We start from the raw sequence: 18,795 nt of genomic DNA on the forward strand, positions 1-18,795 counted from the left end.
ACACGCCGTAAGCACGACACAAGAAAATCCCCGTGCCGCACACCCCTTACGGCACTTCCAGAACACCCCAATCAGCAGCCCTGTGGCGAGGGCTTCAACCCTTGCCACGGCAAATCTGTGGATAACTAGTCCGGGGTCACCTCGATAGCGTTTCCCCGCACTCTTCTCTATTCAGGGAGAACAAAGTCCGGCTTGTCCAGCTCCTCAATATTGACGTCCTTATAGGTGATCACACGGACGTAGCGCACAAAGCGCGCCGAGCGGTACATGTCCCACACCCAGGCATCCGACATGCGGACCTCGTAGTAGACATCCGGGCCTGAGGTGTGCGGGATGAGCTCCACCGCATTGGCCAGGTAAAACCTGCGCTCGGTTTCCACGACATAGGAGAATTGGCTGACCACATCACGGTATTCGCGGTACAGCGACAGCTCGACTTCAGCCTCGTAGTTATCGAGTTCCTCAGCGCTCACGGTGTGCTTCTCCTTCGCTCACAATTACCCGGAATAACGGTGTCACAGATTGAGCACAAGCTTAGTTCGCACTTCCCGCCTAAGCCTTCAGGCGCGCGCGAGGAATCGTGCATGAGCTTCAGCAACATTGCGATAGCTCATGCGGTGCTCAGGCGTCGCCCCCAGCCGGGCGATGGCCTCCTGATGCACAGCTGTGCCATAGCCCTTATGGGTTTCCAGAGCATAGCCCGGGTACTGCTTCGCCACGTCCGCCATGAGGCGGTCCCGGGAAACTTTGGCCAAAACACTGGCCGCAGCGATGCAGCGTGCGGCGGTATCGCCGCCGATGATGGGCAGCTGCGGGGCGGGCAGGCCCGGGACGAAGAGGGCGTCGCTCAGCACGTAGCCCGGACGGATCCCCAGCTGTGCCACCGCGCGGCGCATCCCTGACAGGTTGGCGTGCTGAATACCAAAGGCATCGATGCCCTTCGCACCTATGTGCACCACCGACCAGGCCAGCGCACGGCGTTTGATCACCGGCTCCAGCTTTTCCCGGGCCGCCGGCGTGAGCTTCTTCGAATCATCAAGCCATTCCAAGCCGGGCAGGATGCGGTCCGGAAGGATGCACGCGGCGATGGTCACTGGCCCGCAGCATGCCCCGCGCCCGGCTTCATCCACCCCGGCAACAGGCCCCAGCCCTGCTTTGGAGAGCGCGACCTCATAGGTCCTCTTCTGCTTCAAACGGCGCATAGCGGTTAGAGGGACATGTCCTCGACAGTGTGCGCACGGCTAATCGGCACCACCACGGCAGCGACCTTCCCGCGCACGTTCTCTACTGGAACGGTGCCCTGGAGCTTATCGCCTAGGTGTGCGCGCGAATCCAAGGAGTTTGTGCGGTTATCCCCCATAACCCACAGGTGCCCCTCGGGAACGGTGACGGGCCCAAAGTACGCGCCTCCACAGGCCTGCGATCCCACCCGCTCATCGACGGGTATCTCCGGAGGATCGAGGACAAACTCCTGGTTGGTGGGTCGGCCGTCCACCATGACGGCCGGATCGCCCTCCTGGCAGGACACGGTCTGACCACCGGTAGCGATAACCCGTTTGACCAAAATGTTATCGCCGTTGGGAGCCAGACCTACAACAGCCGCCATGTTCTGGATACCGCGAAGCAACACATTGCGGGAACGCTTGACCTCAAAGGAGGTGTTCCACGATTCCGGACCAGCAAAGACCACAACCTCTCCCGGGCGCGGGTCGCTGAAGTAATAACTCACCTTCTGCACCGCGATGCGATCATTCGTGCACCCCGGACAGCCATGCAGGGTGGGCTCCATGGAGGAAGACGGGATGAGATACAGCCTTCCCACGAAAGCCTGAATCAACGCCAGCGCCACGAAGGTGACAGCCAGCGCCGACAGAACATCGCGGACTCTAGGACTGGATGTCCGGGTCATCGACTCCGCCAATACGGTTGAAGGGGAAGAAGATGAACATGACCTTGCCGCGAACATTCTCCAGAGGGATCGTTCCCTGGTACTCATCCTGCATGTGATAGCGCGAGTCCGCGGAGGCCGTACGGTTATCTCCCATTACCCAGATATTGCCCTCCGGTACAGTCACGGGGCCAAAGTACGCGCCGCCGCAGGCATAGGAACCGGTGGTTTCATCAACGCGATAGGTCGGTGGATCCTGTACATAGTCCTGCTCAATGGGCTTGCCGTCCACCATGACCGCCGGATCCCCTTCTTGGCAGGACACCGTCTGGCCACCGGTGGCAATGACGCGCTTGACCAGGGTGTTCTCATCGGGCGGGGTGAGGGACACGTAGCTCAGTGCATCCTGAATGCGGTGGATGACCGGGTTATCGGAACGCGGGGAAACCCAATTGCGGTCCCAGTCCGGGGTGCCCTTGAATACCACGACATCACCGGGCTCAGGGCTGTTGTCGCCGTAGTAGGAAATCTTTTCGGTAAAAATCCGGTCGTTATTGCAGCCTTCGCAGCCATGCAATGTCGGCTCCATGGAACCGGAAGGGATCACGTACTGCCGGCCTACAAAGTTCTGGAAAATGCCGACGACTGCGAGCACGGCGACCACTACGAGGGCGGTCTCCAGCAACCAGGGCATCTGCTTCTTTTCTTCAGCTGGGGGCGCCGCGCTTTCCGACGCCTCTCCCCCAACCCCCTGGGAACCTTCAGTAATGTCGTTTTCTTTTTCCACGGGCTAAATCCTAGCAATGTGCGCCGACATCCCGGTATGCGGCTCGGCCGGAGGACCGCTGAAAGCACAAAGCCCTCCGCTTTAGCCACAAGAATCGGTGGCAAGCGGAGGGCTGAAGAGCAGCTAGAACTAGCGGCGCTCCTTGATGCGGGCCTTCTTGCCGCGCAGGTCGCGCAGGTAGTACAGCTTGGCGCGGCGAACACGACCGCGACGAACTACCTCGATGGAGGCAATGTTCGGGGAGTGAACCGGGAAGGTACGCTCAACGCCGATGCCGAAGGAGACCTTACGCACGGTGAAGGTCTCGCGGATGCCATCGCCCTGACGGCGGATGCAGACACCCTTGAAGAGCTGGGTACGCTCGGTGGTGCCCTCGATGACCTTGACGTTGACGTCAAGGGTATCGCCCGGGCGGAAGGACGGGATATCGTCGCGCAGCGAAGCTGCATCAACCTTGTCAATGAGGTTTGCCATTGGTGTTTTCCTTTTCAGTTTAAGACAGAGGACCCTGGCGCCACCTCGCGGCAGCTGACCGGTTCGTGCCTATTACACAGAACATCGCCATCTTTCCACACCCCACCCCGGAAGAACAAATTCCCTCAAACGCCTGACATCTCCTCACTGCGGGCTCTAAGGTGGGTGACGCACTGATACCCCACGGGTGCCCACGGGAAGTGGGCTGAGAGTGGCGCTGATACCGCGCCTGCACCGTTTGAACCTGTCTGGTTAGCACCAGCGAAGGAAGAGAGGAGCAGCCATGACGGCTACCCATAACCCCATCCAGTCCACTGACTCCGGCGAGATCCACCCCAAGCACTCCTACTCCCCCATCCGGGAGCATGGCCTAGAGGTACCGGAGACCGAGATTCAGCTGGATGATTCCCCTACCGGCCCGAATGAGCCTTTCCGCATCTACCGCACCCGCGGCCCGGAGTGTGAGCCCGAAGTTGGTCTGCCGGCCCTGCGCGCCGAATGGATTGCGGAGCGCGGGGACGTTGAGGAGTATGAGGGCCGCGCACGCAACCTCGCTGATGATGGCCGCTCGGCCGAGCGCCGCGGTGCCGCCTCCCAGGAGTGGAAGGGGGAACGTCGCCAGCCGCTGCGTTCTAAGGATGGCAAGCGCGTCACCCAGATGCACTACGCACGCCAGGGCATCATCACCAAGGAGATGGAGTTCGTGGCCCTGCGTGAGCACTGTGATCCAGAGTTCGTGCGCTCCGAGATCGCCCGTGGCCGCGCAATCCTGCCTAATAACGTCAACCACCCCGAGTCGGAGCCGATGATTATCGGCCGGAAGTTCCTGACCAAGATCAACGCCAATATTGGCAACTCCGCGGTGACCTCCTCCATCGCCGAGGAAGTATCCAAGCTGCGCTGGGCCACCCGCTGGGGCGCGGATACCGTCATGGACCTGTCCACCGGTGACGATATCCACACCACCCGCGAGTGGATCCTGCGCAACTCGCCGGTTCCCATCGGCACCGTGCCCATCTATCAGGCGCTGGAGAAGGTCAATGGCGTCGCAGAAGACCTGACGTGGGAGATTTTCCGCGATACCGTCATCGAACAGTGTGAGCAGGGCGTGGACTATATGACCGTGCACGCTGGCGTGCTTTTGCCCTACGTGCCGCTGACCACAAACCGCGTCACCGGCATTGTTTCCCGCGGCGGCTCTATCATGGCGGGCTGGTGCCTGGCGCACCACAAGGAGTCCTTCCTCTACGAGAACTTCGACGAGTTGTGCGAGATTTTCGCGCGTTACGACGTCGCTTTCTCCCTCGGCGATGGCCTGCGCCCCGGCTCCTTGGCAGATGCCAACGACACCGCCCAATTCGCCGAGCTCAAGACCATCGGTGAGCTCACCCGGCGCGCCTGGGAGTATGACGTCCAGGTCATGGTGGAAGGCCCGGGGCACGTGCCGCTCAACATGATTCAGGAAAATAACGAGCTCGAGCAGGACTGGGCTTCGGACGCTCCCTTCTACACGCTGGGCCCGTTGGTTACGGATATCGCACCGGGCTATGACCACATCACCTCCGCCATTGGTGCAGCGCACATCGCCATGGGGGGTACGGCCATGCTGTGCTACGTCACCCCGAAGGAGCACTTGGGGCTCCCCAACCGCGATGATGTGAAGACCGGCGTGATCACCTACAAGCTTGCGGCCCATGCGGCCGACGTGGCCAAGGGCCACCCAGGTGCGCGCGCTTGGGATGATGCGATGAGCAAGGCCCGCTTCGAGTTCCGCTGGCACGACCAATTCGCGCTCTCCCTCGACCCGGACACCGCGCAGGCCTACCACGATGAGACCCTGCCCGCGGAGCCGGCGAAGACCGCGCACTTCTGCTCCATGTGCGGTCCGAAGTTCTGCTCTATGCGTATCAGCCAGGACATTCGGGATACCTTCTCCGATTCCCTTGGCATGCCAAGTTTCCCGGGTAAAGAGGCCATCGATCCCGAGGTCGTGGCAGCTGCCCGTGCCGGTGAGAAACAGATGTCGGAAGAGTTCAAGGCCCAAGGTTCGCAGCTCTATCAGGAAGAAGAAACCGCGCATGCCTGATCTTCGCTGCTACTTCGTCACGGGCACGGGCACGCATGAGGACGTCGTGCGCATTGCTGCTGCAGCGGCCCGGGGCGGTGCCGGGGTGGTGCAGGTACGCTCCAAGCCGATTTCCGCCCGCGACCTTTACTGCTTAGGCCGCGACGTAGCCCGCGCGGTGGCGAAGGCCAACCCAGAAACGCGCGTGCTTATCGACGACCGCGTCGACGTCGCCGCCGCCCTCCGCCACGCCGGCGAGCCGGTGCACGGCGTGCACGTCGGCCAGGATGATCTGCCCGTGGCCGCTGCCCGCGCGTTGTTGGGCCCGGATGCGATCATCGGCCTGACCACCGGCACCCGCGAGTTGGTTGAGTCCGCCAATGACGTCGCAGATGTCATTGACTACATCGGTTGCGGCCCGTTCCGCGCGACTCCGACGAAGGACTCCGGCCGCACACCATTAGGGCTTCACGCCTACCCGGAATTAGTGAAGCTCTCCCGCGTGCCGCTCGTGGCTATCGGTGATGTCACCGCTGAGGATGCAGCCGATCTTGCGGCAACTGGCGTGGCCGGCCTAGCCGTCGTGCGCGGCATCATGCATGCCGCGGACCCGGAAGCTTATTGCCGTGAGCTGCTGTCCGGTTTCGATGAAGGTGCGTGATGAGTACTAGCTCTGATTCTTCAGTCATCGTCGTCGGCGCGGGCGTCATTGGTCTGGCCACCGCCGTGGAACTAGCCGCGCGGGGTCATGAGGTCACGGTCTTGGATCCGGCCCCGGCCTCTGGGGCTTCGCACTATGCCGGCGGCATGCTCGCCCCCGCCGCCGAGGTGGTCTACCAGCAGGATCCTCTCTTCCCGCTGATGCGTGCCTCCGGCGCGTGGTATCCAGAGCTTATCGATCTCGTGGTTCAGCACACCGAGGTCCCAACTGGATACCGCGCCGAAGGAACCCTCGTCGTCGCCGCTGATCGTGCAGATGCCCAGCACCTCGCCGAGCTGGCGGATTATCAGTCCCTCCACGGTATGGAGGTCGAGCGCATCACCGTGCGCGAAGCCCGGCGCGCCGAACCTTTGCTCTCACCACGTCTAACTGCTGCGGTGAGCATCCCGGGTGACACACAGGTCCTCCCCCGCCAGTGGACAGCTGCCCTCATCAGCGCAGCCCAAGCGCTCGGTGTGCGTTTCTTCCGCACGGCAGCACAGTCAATCAATGCTGACACGGGCGTGGTCACCACGGCCGCCGGCGAGTTCGAAGCTGAACAGGTAGTGCTCGCAGCAGGCCTGGGAGCACGCGATATCGAGTGGGCTGCCTCGGCCGGGCTTGAAGAATCTCCGCTCCACCTGCGTGCGGTATACGGCGATATCCTCCGCCTTCGCGTGCCTGACGAGCTGCAGCCGCTGCTCACCCGCGTGGTGCGCGGCTTCGTGGAGGATCGCCCCATCTACCTCATCCCCCGCAGCGATGGAACCTTGGCGGTTGGCGCTACAACCCGCGAGGACACTCTTGCCACGGCCCAAGCGGGCGGTGTCTACTCACTGCTTCGCGACGCCACCCGTGTGCTGCCCGCCGTCGAAGAATGCGAATTCCTCGAGGCCAGCGCGGGGGCTCGCCCCGGCACGCCAGATGATCTGCCGTATCTCGGCCGCGTAAGCGACAAGCTCGTCATCTCTACCGGCTATTTCCGCCACGGCATTCTGCTCACGGCCCTGGCCGCGCGCTGTACACGAGAGCTCATCGAAGGCACTGAACCGAGCATTGATCTCGCGGCCTGCAGCCCCCTACGACACCTCAAGGAGCAACCATGATTCTGATTCTCAACGGCCAGCCTTGTGACACGGCAGCAGGCACCGTCGCTCAGCTGCTGGATGAAAAAGGCATAGACGCTGATGGCACCGCCGTGGCTGTGTCCGAACAGGTCGTTCCCCGCTCACAGTGGGAGTCCACCCCACTCACAGAGGGCGTAGCCGTGGAAATCCTCACCGCAGTCCAAGGAGGTTAAATGCTCACTATCGCCGATACCACCTTTTCTTCCCACCTCATCATGGGCACCGGCGGGGCCACGAGCCACGAGGCCCTTGAGCGCGCGCTCGTCGCCTCCGGAACCGAGCTGACTACCGTGGCCATGCGCCGCCACGCTGGTACCCGTGGTGGTGAGAGCATCTTCGACCTGTTGCGCCGGTTAGATATTGCCCCACTCCCCAACACCGCAGGGTGTCGCACCGCGCGCGAGGCCGTGCTCACCGCCCGCATGGCCCGCGAGGCGCTGGGGACCACCTGGGTCAAGGTCGAGGTCATCGCCGATGAACACACGCTGCTGCCCGATGTCGTGGAAACCCTCGACGCCACCGAGCTGCTTGCCGCCGAAGGTTTTACCGTGCTGGCCTATACCAGCGACGATCCCGTAGCCGCCCAGCGCCTCGAAGATGCTGGAGCGGCAGCCGTCATGCCGTTGGGCGCCCCCATCGGCACCGGCTTGGGCATCCTCAACCCGCACAACCTCGAGCTCATCTGCTCGCGGGCCTCAGTGCCCGTGCTTGTCGACGCCGGCATCGGCACCGCCTCCGACGCCGCCCTCGCCATGGAGCTCGGCTGCTCCGGTGTGCTGCTCGCCAGCGCGGTCAACCGTTGCCAGAACCCGGAAGCCATGGCCACCGCCATGCGCCACGCCGTCGAAGCCGGACGCCTAGCCCGAAGTGCAGGGCGCATCCCGGAGCGCGAGCATGCCCAAGCCTCCTCCACCTTCGAGGGCCTAGCCTCCTGGGCCGACCAAGTTCTCTAGACCAATAGCACTGATCGCCGCGACAAGAGGGACCCATGCTCAGCAAAGATGAACTCGCTCGCACCGCGCGCCAACGCCTTCTACCCGGCTTCGGTGACGCGGCCCAGGAGCGGCTTCATGCCGCGCACGTGCTCGTCGTGGGCACCGGCGGGCTGGGCTGCCCGGCCCTCCAGCAGCTCGCCGCGGGAGGCATCGGGCGGATCACGATTATTGATTCCGATACCGTCGATCTCAGCAACCTGCACAGGCAGGTGCTGTTTGGTGTGGGAGACGTCGGCAAGCCCAAGGCGGAAGTAGCCGCCGCGCGCGCCCGCGAGCTTTCCCCCGAGCTCACCATCACCGCACTTAAAGAACGCCTCGATTCCTCCAACGTCCTCGACCTGTGTTCGGAGGCCGACCTCGTCCTCGACGGTTCCGATACCTTCGACACGAAATACCTCGTCGCTGATGCATGCGAGCTCACCTCTACCCCGCTGGCCTGGGGTACCGTGCTGCGCTACGGCGGGCAGGCCGCGCTGTGGCACTCCGGCAATGCATGTGCCGACGGGCGCGGGGTCGGCTTGCGCGATCTCTTCCCCGCCCCGCCTAATGGCGAGGCTCTCGAGTGCTCAACTGCTGGGGTCCTGGGGGCTACGACATCGGTCATCGCGGGGCTCATGGCCACCGCTGCGGTCGCCACGCTCGGTGTACTCCCAGATCATCGAGACATGATCGGGCGCGTAACCTCCTACGACGCGCTCCCCGGAAGCTTCCGCACGCTCAAGGTCGGCCCGGATCCCGAACGCCCGCTGATCAGTGCCTTGCCCGGTGAGCGCAGCCTTCCGCCGGAGCTTCGCGACGGCCACGCCGCCCTCCTCGATATCTCCGAGGAGCCCAACTTCTTTGCGGACGCGGTGACGCTGCCCTGGCATACCGTCACCGATGATGATTCCGTGCGCCGAGCACTATCCGCCTGCGCCTCCGAACTGATCTACGTGGCCTGCCCCTCCGGTGGGCGCAGCGCTGGCTTTGTCCTGCGCTACGCGGATCTCGCCGCAGACATGGGCATCGAGCTGCGCAACCTTCCCGGTGGGCTCGCAGCGCACGACTATTAGGCGCCAGCCACCGCCGGCGTGCGGAAGAGGTGCTCGTCGAGGATGCGCGCGGTGCCATGGTGGCGGGCCCGGAAAATCACGCAGGAGGCCACCAGTGCCAGAGCGGTCACGATGAACAGCACCGCAATACCCGCCCAGAAGGTCCCATCGTGGATGCCGTCGGTGGCGCGAGTAAAGGCGTTTTTCGCATAGGTCATCGGGTGGAAAGGATGCAGCATGCTCAGCGGCCGCGGAATAGCCGCCACCGGCCACACGCCGCCGAAGACCATGACGCCTAAGGCAAAAGCACCGACGGCGAAGACGGCACCAATCTTGCGGCCAAAAGTTACGAGGAAGAACTGGTAGGTCGCCGCACCCACGGCCGCGATGGCGGCGATGACGAGCAGCATCATCGGCCAGCTGGCGGGGCTCCACCCCATCGTGGAGGACATCAGCCCCATGAAGGCCAAGACTAAGAAGTTCAGGCCCGCCACCACGCCAAAGGCTGCCAAAATGCCACGCACTGGGCTCGTGGCCGACTCGCCGCGACGGCCCAGGTAATACGGCAGTGTCATCGCCAGAAGCAGCATGACGAGGAAGCCGAAGACCAGAACGAAGAGTAGTGAGGCGCCACCTGTGATGTTCTTCTCGGTCGGGTCAACCGGGCTGACCACCGTCTGTACGGGGTGAAGGTTGGAGGAGGTGAAGTTGATGGGCACGGCCATGTTCTGTGCGGACGTATCTGGCTGGGTAATGGAGGGGGCTTTGGCGGCGCCGTCGGCAAGCTTGGTAGCCAACTCGTTGGATCCCGCCTTGAGCTGGTCCATGCCATCCTTCAGCTCCGTGCCACCGGCGGCCAGCTGGCTCGTGCCGTCCTTCAGTGTGCCGGTGCCCTCATACAAGCGGGAAGCACCGTCCTGCAGCTGGGCGGCACCGTCGCCCAGTTCGCCAACGCCCGCGCGCAGCTGCTGGGAACCATCGGACAGCCGGTGTGCACCGTCATTGAGAGCCATCATGCCGCCGAGGTACTCCGAGTTGGGATCGGACAGGTTGTAATAAAGCTGGCCGGTGCCGTCAGAGAGTTTCTCCAGTTGCGCCACCATGTTTCCGCTGGCTGCTGGGTCCAGCTTGGACACCAAGGAATAGAGTTGGTCGGCTTGTTGGTGCATGCCGAGGCCCCGGAGGACGTCGACAAGCTGCAGCAGCGCCGGGGCCACTGACTGCGCCTGCTTGAGCACCGGGATGAGCATGCCCGTCAGTTGGTTGACGCCGCCATCGATCTGGCCCGCACCATCCGCTAGGCGGCCGGTTCCGGCGAGCAGTTTGTCGGAGCCGTCGGCAAGCTGCGCGGCGCCATCATCCAGCTGCGCGGCACCATCGCTGAGTCGCCCGACCCCGTCATTCAGGCGGTTCGTGCCGTCCAGCAGCTGGCCCGTACCGTTGTTGAGATCGCCCGCACCGGCGTCCAGCTTGGCAATTCCCTCGACCGCGCGCCCGCCGCCTTCCTGCAGCCTTCCAGCGCCTTCGTCGATCCGGCCCGTGCCCTCAGCCGCGGTGCTCAGGCCATCGCTGAGTTTATTCAGCCCCTCGATGACCTGGTCGGCGTATTTCTTGGAAATCGCATTTTCCACGCTGGTCTGGACCTGCGGGATGAGGCTGGAGGAAATCACCGAGCCATTCGTGCCGTAATAATCATTGGTGGCGAAATGAATCTCCGGTTTGACTGGTTTATCGCTGATGATGGTGACGGCCTGCTCCGAGAAATTCTTCGGGATGGTCACGACCATGAGGTACTTGCCCTTGAGCAGACCCTCATCCCCGTCGCCCTTGCTGACTTCAGCGAAATTCAGATACTGCGTCTCCATCAGGCCTTCCACAACCTGGTCACCGTAGTTGGTGTAGGTGCCCTGCTTCTCGACGCCCACGTCCTCATTCACCACCGCCAAGTCAATGTTGCGCATGTACTTGGAGGGGTCCCACATCGCCCACATCATGGTGCCGGCGATAACGATGGGCGCTACGAGAAGGAAGACGATGAGCACGCGCGACAAGGTACTCGTGGGGCGCCAATCGAGGACGCGGTGCCACCCCATCGCCTCACTGTCATGGCCTACCGCGCTCTGGGTAGCAGCGCTCCCCTCGTGCGGCGTTCCTCGCGAAGCACTATTCGCCCCCGCTTCCCGGTTGGATTCAGCCTCACGGCTCATGTCCGCCTCCTTGACGTGATGGTTCAGGTCCGCTTTTATTCGTTTATCCAGCCATTTAATCCAGACACCCAAACGTGAGCGAGGCCACTAAGTCATTTGTTTCAACAAACATACCACCGAATAAGTTGGCATTGTGAACTTATACCCATTCGTCACGTTGTGCCGCGCGGCGAACCACCTGAGCTACACCTCCCCTACTCCCCTGCGTCGGGCGAGTGAGTGCATTCGAATCGGGCTTTCATCCAGCAAGCCCCTGCCCTTTACAGCCTGCAGCCAGGGCGTTTTCTTCTCCGGTTGCGGGGCCGCGTGGCCTGTTTTAGGCTCTGTGCACATGGGGGATATTGAAACCTACATCCGCCTTCGCAACTCGGGGATTGCGCTGGTGGAAGCAGCAACCAGCGCACCCGAAAGACTGCGCGCGCTGGGCGCCTCGCGGGGTGATGCGGTAGAGCTGGCGTCGCTTCATGCCATTTATTTCGGCGATACCCGCTTCACCGGCAAGCAGCGCACAGCCCGCCAGGCGGCGCAACGTCAAGGCCACGACCTGGCCACGCTGAGCCTAATTGAGACTTATACCGCCAAGTTGAAGAAGCAGCTTGACGTCTGGGATTTGCGCGTCGCGCTCGCATCCACACCTTCAGAGCGGGTGCCTTCAGTGGCGGCGGAGCGTTTGAAGGAACTCAAACCGAAACGCGTGCCGTCGCCAGGGGTGCGCCTTACCTACCGCAAGAATGGCCCGCACTCGCTCACGGTTACTGACTCCGCGCTCAACATCTCCACCATGCGCAGCACTCTGGAGTCCATTAACCCCACCGACCTCCTGGACGCCACCCGTCAGGTCTTCTTCAAAGAGGATGTGGGGTCTCGGCCGGCGGTGGGAACAAACGTCGTGATAACACTCGACGAGCTTGACAAAATCATCCGCCACGACGGCGACGACATCGAGCTCGAACTCACCAACGGCGGGCGCATGAGCGGCGCAGAGTTTCTCACCTACAAATTCGCCGAGACTGGCTACGCCACATTGGTCCACCCCACCATCGGCCCGGTGTGGTTGCACCGGCTTTCGCGCTTTGCCAGCCTCGAGCAGCGCATCATGGCCAGTGCGGAGCACCCCACCTGCGCTATCGAGGACTGCAATAAACCAGCGGACTACTGCCAAGTCCACCACATCATTCCCTGGCAGGCGGGTGGAGAAACGAATCCGCCCAACCTGACCATGCTGTGCGCCTACCATAACGGCATCAACGACGATGACCCCACCAGCCCGACCGGCAGAGGCTATGTCTTTCGGCTGAAAGGACCGGTTGACTACATCCCGCCCTGGGGAACACCGATTACCGCGCAGCCGTCCTACCAAGAAGCGGCCAACCGGCTCGCGAAAGCCACACCCCCTGCCCAACCGCCAGATCCACCAAACGGTAGCCCACCGCCTGGGTAGCTCACCCGCCAGAGCAGCTCGCCGCAGCATGGTGCCGCCCGAGTAGCTTTCCTACCTGACTGGCTCACCGACTCCACGCGGAAGCCCCGCAGAACCGTCAGGTTTTCCGCGTCTTCGGTGATCCCTCAACTAGATCTCATCCCGCCGAACAAACACACCCGCCGTCCGCACTGAACGTTCTCCCGGAAAACGCGCGAACGCCGAACCGTTTGAACGCTTAGAAGCCGGCCTTCTTGAGGGCATCGGCCATCGAGCCACCGCCGGAACGGCCACGGCCGCCCTTGCGGTTCGAGTCACGGCGGGAGTTCTGTCCCCCACCGTTGTTGTTGCGGCGCTTGGGCGCGGGCTTGCCGGGTTCGTCGTCAAGCCGCAGCGACAAACCAATGCGCTGGCGCTCCACATCGACCTCCATGACCTTGACCTTCACCACCTGGCCCGAACGAACCACATCGTGCGGGTCAGAGACGAACTTGTGACTCATCGCGGAGACATGCACAAGGCCATCCTGGTGCACTCCGATGTCAATGAAGGCGCCAAAGGCCGCAACGTTGGTCACGGTGCCCTCCAGAATCATGCCCGGTTTCAAGTCCGAGACCTTGTCCACGCCTTCCTTGAAGGTAGCCGTCTTAAACTCTGGGCGCGGGTCGCGGCCAGGTTTGTCCAGCTCCGCGATGATATCCGTCACCGTCGGCACACCGAAGGTGTCGTCAGCAAAGTCCGCCGGAGACAGCTTCGTCAACACCCGCGAATTGCCGATGAGCTCCGAAACCCCCAGACCGGTCTTCTCCGCGATGCGCGCCACCACCGGGTAAGCCTCCGGGTGCACAGCTGAAGCATCGAGCGGATCCTTGCCACCATTGATGCGCAGGAAGCCCGCCGCCTGCTCGAAAGCCTTCGGCCCCAAGCGCGGCACCTTCTTCAACTCCTTGCGCGAGGCAAACGTGCCATTCTCATCGCGGTAGGCCACGATGTTGGCCGCAATCGTGGAGTTCACACCAGCCACGCGCTCCAGCAGCGGAGCCGACGCCGTATTCAGGTCCACGCCGACGCCATTCACGGCATCCTCCACCACGCCATCAAGGGTGCGGGCGAGCGCGACCTGGTTGACGTCGTGCTGGTACTGCCCCACGCCAATCGCCTTCGGGTCAATCTTCACCAACTCCGCCAGCGGATCCTGCAGGCGGCGCGCGATCGACACCGCGCCGCGCAGGGAGACGTCCATATCGGGGAATTCATCGGCTGCCAGCTGCGAAGCCGAATACACTGACGCGCCGGCTTCCGAGACCACGACGGGGTTCGGCCGCTTCCCACCCGCCTGCGCGATAAGGTCCGCGACTTCACCGGCAAGCTTCTCCGTCTCACGCGACGCGGTGCCATTACCAATCGCCATGAGATCCACCGAATGCGCCGCGCTTAACGACGCCAACTCTCTCACCGCCTCAGCCCACTTCTGCTGCGGCTGGTGAGGGTAGACGATGGTGGTGGCAAGGACCTTGCCCGTCGGGTCGACGACCGCGCACTTGACACCGTTGCGGTAGCCCGGGTCCAAGCCCAGCGTCGCGCGCTGGCCCGCCGGGGCCGCCAGCAGAACGTCGCGCAAGTTGGTGGCGAAAACCTTGAGTGCGCCTTCCTCGGCCTTCTCCTTGAGTCGCATGCGCACGTCGAGTCCCGAGGAGATGGAGAGTTTGGTGCGCCAGCCCCAGTGGACGGCGTCGGCAAGCCAGCGGGACGTAGACACGTCCAGGTCGAAGCGGTCTGCGATCATGCCCTCATACATGGCGTCATCGCCGGCATCGAGGTTGAGCTGCAGCACGCCTTCATTCTCGCCGCGCAACAGCGCCAGGATGCGGTGCGAAGGAAGCTTGTCGAAAGGTTCAGAGAACTCGAAGTAGTCCTTGAACTTCGCGCCCTCGGTTTCCTTTCCTTCCACCACGCCGGCGTTCATGGAACCGCTGGTGTACATGCGCTCGCGCACCTCGCCGACGAGATCCGCGTCCAGCGCAAAACGGTCCACCAAGATAGCGCGAGCACCCTCGAGGGCCTTCTTCGCTTCCTCGAAACCTTCGGTGAGGTACTCCCCTGCCAGTTCGGTCGGATCCGCCGAAGGGTTCTCAATGAGCTTGTCGGTCAGCGGCTCTAGGCCGGCCTCACGTGCGATATCCGCCTTGGTCTTGCGACGCTTCTTATACGGCAGGTACAGATCCTCCAGGCGCGCCTTGGTTTCGCAGCCTTGGATGAGGGCACGCAACTCGTCGGTCAGCTTGCCCTGCTCCTCAATCGCGGCAAGCACCGTTTCCTTGCGCTCCTCCAGTTCCTGCAGGTAGGTCGAGCGTTCCTCGATGATACGCAGCTGCGAGTCATCCAGCCCGCCGGTGGCTTCCTTGCGGTAACGGGCGATGAACGGAACGGTGTTACCCTCCGCCATGAGCTTGAGGGCGGCTTCGACAAACTGTTCTTTGACGCCCAGCTCTCCAGCGATGGTGGCTGCGATATTCACAAAACCTCTTTTTGGGTCGGGGACTTAAGACCTTCTCACCCTATACCCCGCCCTGCCACGCGCAGGAAGTGCCCAGGCCAAACTCGGTGTGACCAATCTCTGAGGTTCCGTACCAGAGCGTGTGCGGCGGCAAGCACTCCGCGACGGCGGCGGTGACCTTGGTCAGCGGCAGGTCAGAGGTGCCGTTGACGATGACGCGCCACACGTGTTCGCTCACCGGCGGCTGGCCGTGCTTATCCATGTACTCGTTGACCAGAATGTTGTCGGGTTCGCAGGTAAATGACACGACCTCGGCGTTGATGTCCTGTGGCTCGACACCGCCTTCACGCAAACGCTGCGGCATACCTTCGAGGACCTTGTTCCATTCAGCTTCGGTCATAAGTATTGACAAGTCAGTGCTCACGTCCATCTCAATCCTCCTCTAAGGTTTCCAGGTAAGCGCGATCGGCGTCACTTAGCTCCGCTGCATCCAGCAACTCGGGGCGGCGCTGCCACGTCCGCGCCAGCGACTGCTCGCGGCGCCACCGGTCCACACGGGCGTGGTCACCGGAGGTCAGCACGTCCGGAACCTGAAGGTCGCGCCACTCGCGCGGTTTGGTGTAGCTGGGTCCCTCCAGCAGGCCATCGGAGAAGGAATCTTCTTCGTGCGAGCGCCGGTTCCCCAACACACCAGGAATGAGGCGCACGACGGCTTCTGCGATGACGAGAGCAGCTACCTCGCCGCCTATGAGCACGTAGTCACCGATAGAGACTTCACGTACGCGGTAACGCTGCTGCGCATCGTCGACGACGCGCTGGTCGATGCCCTCGTAGCGCCCGCACGCAAACACAATATGCTCCTCCGCGGACCACGCCTGTGCATCGGCCTGAGTAAAAGGCTTTCCCGCGGGAGTCGGCACGATGAGCAGCGGCTTGTCCGAATCCTCGCTCTCGCCATAGGAGCGCGCCTCGACGCCATGGATATCGTCGTGGCGCGGCTTGCTTAGGTGCGGCAAAGCGCTCTGTAGGTCCTGGGTGGAGGCGGTGCCGGAGGAGACGTCGTCAAGCGCGGGCCCCCACACCTCGGGCTTCATCACCATGCCGGGGCCGCCCCCATAAGGGGAATCGTCGACGGATTTATGCGCGTCGGTGGCCCACTGGCGCAGGTCATGCACGCCCACCGCGAGCTTTCCCTGCTCGATGGCCTTGCCCAGCAGCGCGTGGCGCAGCGGGTCGAGATACTCCGGAAAAATGGTGAGAACGTCAATCCTCATAAGTCGAGCAGCCCTTCCGGCGGGGTGATGGTGCAGGTCCCCGCGTCCAGATCGATCTCCGGCACGATCTCCTCCACGAAGGGAACGAGCGCTTCCTTGCCTTCGGCGAGAGTGACTTCAAGGAGGGACTGCGTGGGGCCGTGCGTCACGCCGGTCACCTCGCCCACCTCCTTTCTGTCGAGGAGAACGCGCAGGCCTTCCAACTCGTGGTCGTAGAAGCCGTCATCCTCGGGATCATCCAGAGGCTCGGCGAAGAACTGCGTGCCACGCAGGGAATCCGCAGCCGTGCGGTCCGGGATTTCCTTAAACGTGATGAGCAGGCGCCCCTTATGGGCGCGCACCGCAGCGATGGTGAGTTCGTGTTCCTTCTTGCCTTGTGTGCCGTGGAGAACCTCGCCGACGGCGAATCGTGTCTCAGGGGAATCGGTGGTCACCTCGACGGAGACCTCGCCTTTAATGCCGTGGGATTTCACCACGCGACCAATGAGTAGTTCCATGCCTGCTAGCTTAACGGGCTACGCTGGGGCGGCATGACTGAGCTTCCGATCAATGATGCGACCACCTTTGGTGCCGCCTCCCATGGCAGCGCCGCGCTCACAGCGCTGAACCTGCTCGATGAGGCCCCTAAGCCAAACCCATCGCGCCCCAGACCAGCGGTTAAGCGGGCCCTCAGTGCCGATGGCGCGAACCTCATCCTCTTCTCCTTCCTGCCTGGACAAGACCCGCCTGACCACAAAGCCGCGCACCCTATCACTGTCCAAGTACTACAAGGAGCGGTGACTTTTAGTTGCGGAGAAGAAGAGCACGTGCTCACTCCCGGACGCATAGTGCACCTTCCGGCGTACGTGCCACATGCGGTGTCCTGCAGCGATCAACCTGCACTCATGCTGCTCACCATGTTTACGCCAAACATTGGCGCGAATGTCTAGACTTTTAGTACGATACTTTTATTGTGACTAGTTCGAAGCCGTATCACCATGGAAATTTGCATGAAGAGATCCTCCGGGAGGCCATCAAGCTCGGCCGGGAAGGTGGACCGGAGGCGGTGACGATTCGCGCCGCAACGCGCGCGGTGGGCGTCTCCCCCACCGCCGCATACCGTCACTTCAAGGACCAAGCCGCGCTTCTCGACGCCGTCGGGGCCGTCGCCACCTCCGAACTCATCACCAAGCTCGGCGAAACCTTCGAAGCGACGGAGGGAAATATCGTCGACAAAATGGTGGCGGCTGGCTTTGCTTACTACCACTACGCCCTTGAGGAACGGAACTTCTTCGAGTGCATGATGGCCACGAGCGGCTTTGATATTCCGGCTGGACTCGCGGCCGCGACTGAAGGGCCCGGCGAGGACCAACGCGTCCAGGCCGCCTTCAATTTCTACGGCTACATGGAGCAGTATGCACGGTCCATTGGCCAAGAACCTAACAGGCAGAACATGATGCAGAATTGCTTGGCTGGATGGTCCACGGTGCACGGCTTCACGGTCTTGTGTCTCAGCGGACACTTGGCTTCGCTGTCCGAGGAAAGGATGGAAAAGATGGCGCAGTCGGTCATCGCTTCCGCTGTCCGCGGTTTGGACTTCGAAAACCCTCTAGAAGCCCAGCCCACTGCCCCAACGATTTAACCGTACAGACGCAAAAATCCCCGCGACCAACAGGTCAGCGGGGATTGCCTCTTCGGCGAGTAGGAATTACTCTGCGGACTCCTCAGCGGAGTCAGCCTCTTCAGCCTTAGCAGCCTCTTCCTCGGCCTTAGCAGCCTCAGCGGCAGCAGCTTCCTCAGCAGCCTTCTCGGCGGCAGCCTTAGCCTCAGCCTCTTCCTTGGCCTTGCGCTTCTTCTCGGTGATGGCCTCGATAGTCGGGCCGTTGTTGGCCTCAGCCAGAGCAGCGTTGAAGAGATCCAGCTTGGACGGCTTCTCCTCAGCAACCTTCAGGGTGCCCTCTGCGCCCGGCAGACCCTTGAACTTCTGCCAGTCACCGGTCACCTTGAGCAGTGCGAGAACCGGCTCGGTCGGCTGTGCACCGACACCCAGCCAGTACTGAGCGCGCTCGGAATCGATCTGGATCAGGGACGGTTCCTGCTTCGGCTGGTAGATACCGATGTTCTCGATAGCCTTGCCGGAGCGGCGGGTGCGTGCATCAGCGACGATGACGCGGTACTCAGCGTTGCGGATCTTACCCATACGCTGCAGCTTGATCTTAACGGCCATGATTGGCTCCTTTTCTAGTCACCGGGCAGTTCAGACACGCGCCGTTTGGTGGCGCGCCGGTTCAACCCTTGGATTTATCCTGCGCGTGACGTGCCGGCCGTCCGTAGGCGGTACCGGCGTTACG

At 62.6% G+C, this 18,795-nt stretch carries 20 protein-coding genes and 1 riboswitch; of the genes, 9 read left to right on the forward strand and 11 right to left on the reverse strand.

The annotated features are described in order from the left end of the window. Positions 1–167 precede the first annotated feature (167 nt). From CAURI_RS08195 to rplS, 5 genes are all read right to left on the reverse strand, one after another. Positions 168–473 carry a DUF2469 domain-containing protein gene (locus CAURI_RS08195; protein ID WP_005528899.1) on the reverse strand — a complete coding sequence of 102 codons (306 nt, stop codon included), beginning with the start codon at positions 471–473 and terminating at the stop codon, positions 168–170. 87 nt (positions 474–560) lie between these two features. Next, entirely contained in the window at positions 561–1,202 is a 642-nt protein-coding gene (locus CAURI_RS08200; RefSeq protein WP_010190397.1) for a ribonuclease HII, read from the reverse strand. Positions 1,203–1,207: 5 nt separating this feature from the next. Further along, the gene (gene lepB / locus CAURI_RS08205) at positions 1,208–1,909 is read right to left on the reverse strand and encodes a signal peptidase I (protein ID WP_029158993.1); all 702 of its coding nucleotides are present in this window, start codon (positions 1,907–1,909) and stop codon (positions 1,208–1,210) included. Beyond that, positions 1,887–2,582: a signal peptidase I gene (gene lepB, locus CAURI_RS08210; RefSeq protein ID WP_420805238.1), complete on the reverse strand. Its 696-nt coding sequence runs from the start codon at positions 2,580–2,582 to the stop codon at positions 1,887–1,889. The genes lepB (CAURI_RS08205) and lepB (CAURI_RS08210) overlap by 23 nt, the downstream gene beginning before the upstream one ends. Before the next feature lie 222 nt (positions 2,583–2,804). After that, complete coding sequence (gene rplS, locus CAURI_RS08215; RefSeq protein WP_010190405.1) at positions 2,805–3,149, reverse strand: 50S ribosomal protein L19; 345 nt, start codon at positions 3,147–3,149, stop codon at positions 2,805–2,807. A 173-nt stretch (positions 3,150–3,322) separates the two neighbouring features. Further along, positions 3,323–3,437, forward strand: a riboswitch (TPP riboswitch). Between rplS and thiC the strand changes: the two genes are divergently transcribed. The 6 genes from thiC to CAURI_RS08245 all read left to right on the forward strand — a co-directional run bounded on the left by thiC (position 3,433) and on the right by CAURI_RS08245 (position 9,088). Next, positions 3,433–5,235, forward strand: coding sequence for a phosphomethylpyrimidine synthase ThiC (thiC, locus tag CAURI_RS08220; RefSeq protein ID WP_010190407.1), 1,803 nt, complete (start codon positions 3,433–3,435; stop codon positions 5,233–5,235). It overlaps the preceding riboswitch by 5 nt. Next, the gene (locus CAURI_RS08225; protein WP_010190408.1) at positions 5,228–5,875 is read left to right on the forward strand and encodes a thiamine phosphate synthase; all 648 of its coding nucleotides are present in this window, start codon (positions 5,228–5,230) and stop codon (positions 5,873–5,875) included. Before thiC ends, CAURI_RS08225 begins: the two co-directional genes overlap by 8 nt. Beyond that, a complete protein-coding gene (gene thiO / locus CAURI_RS08230; protein ID WP_010190410.1) occupies positions 5,875–7,020 on the forward strand; it encodes a glycine oxidase ThiO in 1,146 nt (381 codons plus the stop codon). The genes CAURI_RS08225 and thiO overlap by 1 nt, the downstream gene beginning before the upstream one ends. Next, the gene (gene thiS / locus CAURI_RS08235) at positions 7,017–7,214 is read left to right on the forward strand and encodes a sulfur carrier protein ThiS (RefSeq protein WP_010190412.1); all 198 of its coding nucleotides are present in this window, start codon (positions 7,017–7,019) and stop codon (positions 7,212–7,214) included. The genes thiO and thiS overlap by 4 nt, the downstream gene beginning before the upstream one ends. Further along, a complete protein-coding gene (locus tag CAURI_RS08240) occupies positions 7,215–7,994 on the forward strand; it encodes a thiazole synthase (RefSeq protein WP_010190414.1) in 780 nt (259 codons plus the stop codon). Between the two features lie 35 nt (positions 7,995–8,029). Then, positions 8,030–9,088 (forward strand): ThiF family adenylyltransferase, encoded by a 1,059-nt coding sequence (locus CAURI_RS08245; protein ID WP_010190415.1) that lies wholly within the window; start codon positions 8,030–8,032, stop codon positions 9,086–9,088. Here CAURI_RS08245 and CAURI_RS08250 read toward each other — a convergent pair. Next, positions 9,085–11,274, reverse strand: a complete 2,190-nt coding sequence (locus CAURI_RS08250; protein ID WP_010190416.1) for a YhgE/Pip domain-containing protein — start codon at positions 11,272–11,274, stop codon at positions 9,085–9,087. The two genes, CAURI_RS08245 and CAURI_RS08250, sit on opposite strands and share 4 nt — an antisense overlap. Before the next feature lie 331 nt (positions 11,275–11,605). Between CAURI_RS08250 and CAURI_RS08255 the strand changes: the two genes are divergently transcribed. After that, positions 11,606–12,715, forward strand: coding sequence for an HNH endonuclease signature motif containing protein (locus CAURI_RS08255; RefSeq protein WP_041729567.1), 1,110 nt, complete (start codon positions 11,606–11,608; stop codon positions 12,713–12,715). Positions 12,716–12,932: 217 nt separating this feature from the next. Here CAURI_RS08255 and CAURI_RS08260 read toward each other — a convergent pair whose 3' ends face one another. The 4 genes from CAURI_RS08260 to rimM are packed head-to-tail and all read right to left on the reverse strand — an operon-like array spanning position 12,933 to position 16,962. Then, complete coding sequence (locus CAURI_RS08260) at positions 12,933–15,212, reverse strand: Tex family protein (RefSeq protein ID WP_010190422.1); 2,280 nt, start codon at positions 15,210–15,212, stop codon at positions 12,933–12,935. Positions 15,213–15,252: 40 nt separating this feature from the next. Continuing rightward, positions 15,253–15,591 (reverse strand): hypothetical protein, encoded by a 339-nt coding sequence (locus CAURI_RS08265; protein WP_236660817.1) that lies wholly within the window; start codon positions 15,589–15,591, stop codon positions 15,253–15,255. Between the two features lie 31 nt (positions 15,592–15,622). Further along, the gene (gene trmD, locus CAURI_RS08270; protein ID WP_010190424.1) at positions 15,623–16,465 is read right to left on the reverse strand and encodes a tRNA (guanosine(37)-N1)-methyltransferase TrmD; all 843 of its coding nucleotides are present in this window, start codon (positions 16,463–16,465) and stop codon (positions 15,623–15,625) included. Continuing rightward, the gene (gene rimM, locus CAURI_RS08275; RefSeq protein WP_010190425.1) at positions 16,462–16,962 is read right to left on the reverse strand and encodes a ribosome maturation factor RimM; all 501 of its coding nucleotides are present in this window, start codon (positions 16,960–16,962) and stop codon (positions 16,462–16,464) included. The genes trmD and rimM overlap by 4 nt, the downstream gene beginning before the upstream one ends. Before the next feature lie 33 nt (positions 16,963–16,995). On the opposite strand from rimM, the gene CAURI_RS08280 reads away from it, so the two are divergent. Further along, complete coding sequence (locus CAURI_RS08280) at positions 16,996–17,394, forward strand: cupin domain-containing protein (protein ID WP_010190426.1); 399 nt, start codon at positions 16,996–16,998, stop codon at positions 17,392–17,394. Positions 17,395–17,417: 23 nt separating this feature from the next. After that, on the forward strand, positions 17,418–18,086 hold the full coding sequence (locus CAURI_RS08285; RefSeq protein ID WP_012715120.1) for a TetR/AcrR family transcriptional regulator: 669 nt from the start codon (positions 17,418–17,420) through the stop codon (positions 18,084–18,086). Positions 18,087–18,152: 66 nt separating this feature from the next. On the opposite strand, the gene rpsP is transcribed toward CAURI_RS08285, so the two are convergent. Further along, complete coding sequence (gene rpsP, locus CAURI_RS08290; protein ID WP_010190428.1) at positions 18,153–18,671, reverse strand: 30S ribosomal protein S16; 519 nt, start codon at positions 18,669–18,671, stop codon at positions 18,153–18,155. Positions 18,672–18,795: the final 124 nt, after the last annotated feature.

It is taken from the genome of Corynebacterium aurimucosum ATCC 700975 (assembly GCF_000022905.1).
GTDB lineage: Bacteria > Actinomycetota > Actinomycetes > Mycobacteriales > Mycobacteriaceae > Corynebacterium > Corynebacterium aurimucosum_F.

What these genes read in the sequence shown, in the direction of transcription:
- CAURI_RS08200 (WP_010190397.1), bottom strand. Translation starts at nt 1,202, where the DNA reads ATGCGCCGTTTGAAGCAGAAGAGGACCTATGAGGTCGCGCTCTCCAAA.
- lepB (WP_029158993.1), bottom strand. Translation starts at nt 1,909, where the DNA reads ATGACCCGGACATCCAGTCCTAGAGTCCGCGATGTTCTGTCGGCGCTG.
- lepB (WP_420805238.1), bottom strand. Translation starts at nt 2,582, where the DNA reads ATGCCCTGGTTGCTGGAGACCGCCCTCGTAGTGGTCGCCGTGCTCGCA.
- rplS (WP_010190405.1), bottom strand. Translation starts at nt 3,149, where the DNA reads ATGGCAAACCTCATTGACAAGGTTGATGCAGCTTCGCTGCGCGACGAT.
- thiC (WP_010190407.1), top strand. Translation starts at nt 3,433, where the DNA reads ATGACGGCTACCCATAACCCCATCCAGTCCACTGACTCCGGCGAGATC.
- CAURI_RS08225 (WP_010190408.1), top strand. Translation starts at nt 5,228, where the DNA reads ATGCCTGATCTTCGCTGCTACTTCGTCACGGGCACGGGCACGCATGAG.
- thiO (WP_010190410.1), top strand. Translation starts at nt 5,875, where the DNA reads ATGAGTACTAGCTCTGATTCTTCAGTCATCGTCGTCGGCGCGGGCGTC.
- thiS (WP_010190412.1), top strand. Translation starts at nt 7,017, where the DNA reads ATGATTCTGATTCTCAACGGCCAGCCTTGTGACACGGCAGCAGGCACC.
- CAURI_RS08240 (WP_010190414.1), top strand. Translation starts at nt 7,215, where the DNA reads ATGCTCACTATCGCCGATACCACCTTTTCTTCCCACCTCATCATGGGC.
- CAURI_RS08245 (WP_010190415.1), top strand. Translation starts at nt 8,030, where the DNA reads ATGCTCAGCAAAGATGAACTCGCTCGCACCGCGCGCCAACGCCTTCTA.
- CAURI_RS08250 (WP_010190416.1), bottom strand. Translation starts at nt 11,274, where the DNA reads ATGAGCCGTGAGGCTGAATCCAACCGGGAAGCGGGGGCGAATAGTGCT.
- CAURI_RS08255 (WP_041729567.1), top strand. Translation starts at nt 11,606, where the DNA reads ATGGGGGATATTGAAACCTACATCCGCCTTCGCAACTCGGGGATTGCG.
- CAURI_RS08265 (WP_236660817.1), bottom strand. Translation starts at nt 15,591, where the DNA reads ATGACCGAAGCTGAATGGAACAAGGTCCTCGAAGGTATGCCGCAGCGT.
- trmD (WP_010190424.1), bottom strand. Translation starts at nt 16,465, where the DNA reads ATGAGGATTGACGTTCTCACCATTTTTCCGGAGTATCTCGACCCGCTG.
- rimM (WP_010190425.1), bottom strand. Translation starts at nt 16,962, where the DNA reads ATGGAACTACTCATTGGTCGCGTGGTGAAATCCCACGGCATTAAAGGC.
- CAURI_RS08280 (WP_010190426.1), top strand. Translation starts at nt 16,996, where the DNA reads ATGACTGAGCTTCCGATCAATGATGCGACCACCTTTGGTGCCGCCTCC.
- rpsP (WP_010190428.1), bottom strand. Translation starts at nt 18,671, where the DNA reads ATGGCCGTTAAGATCAAGCTGCAGCGTATGGGTAAGATCCGCAACGCT.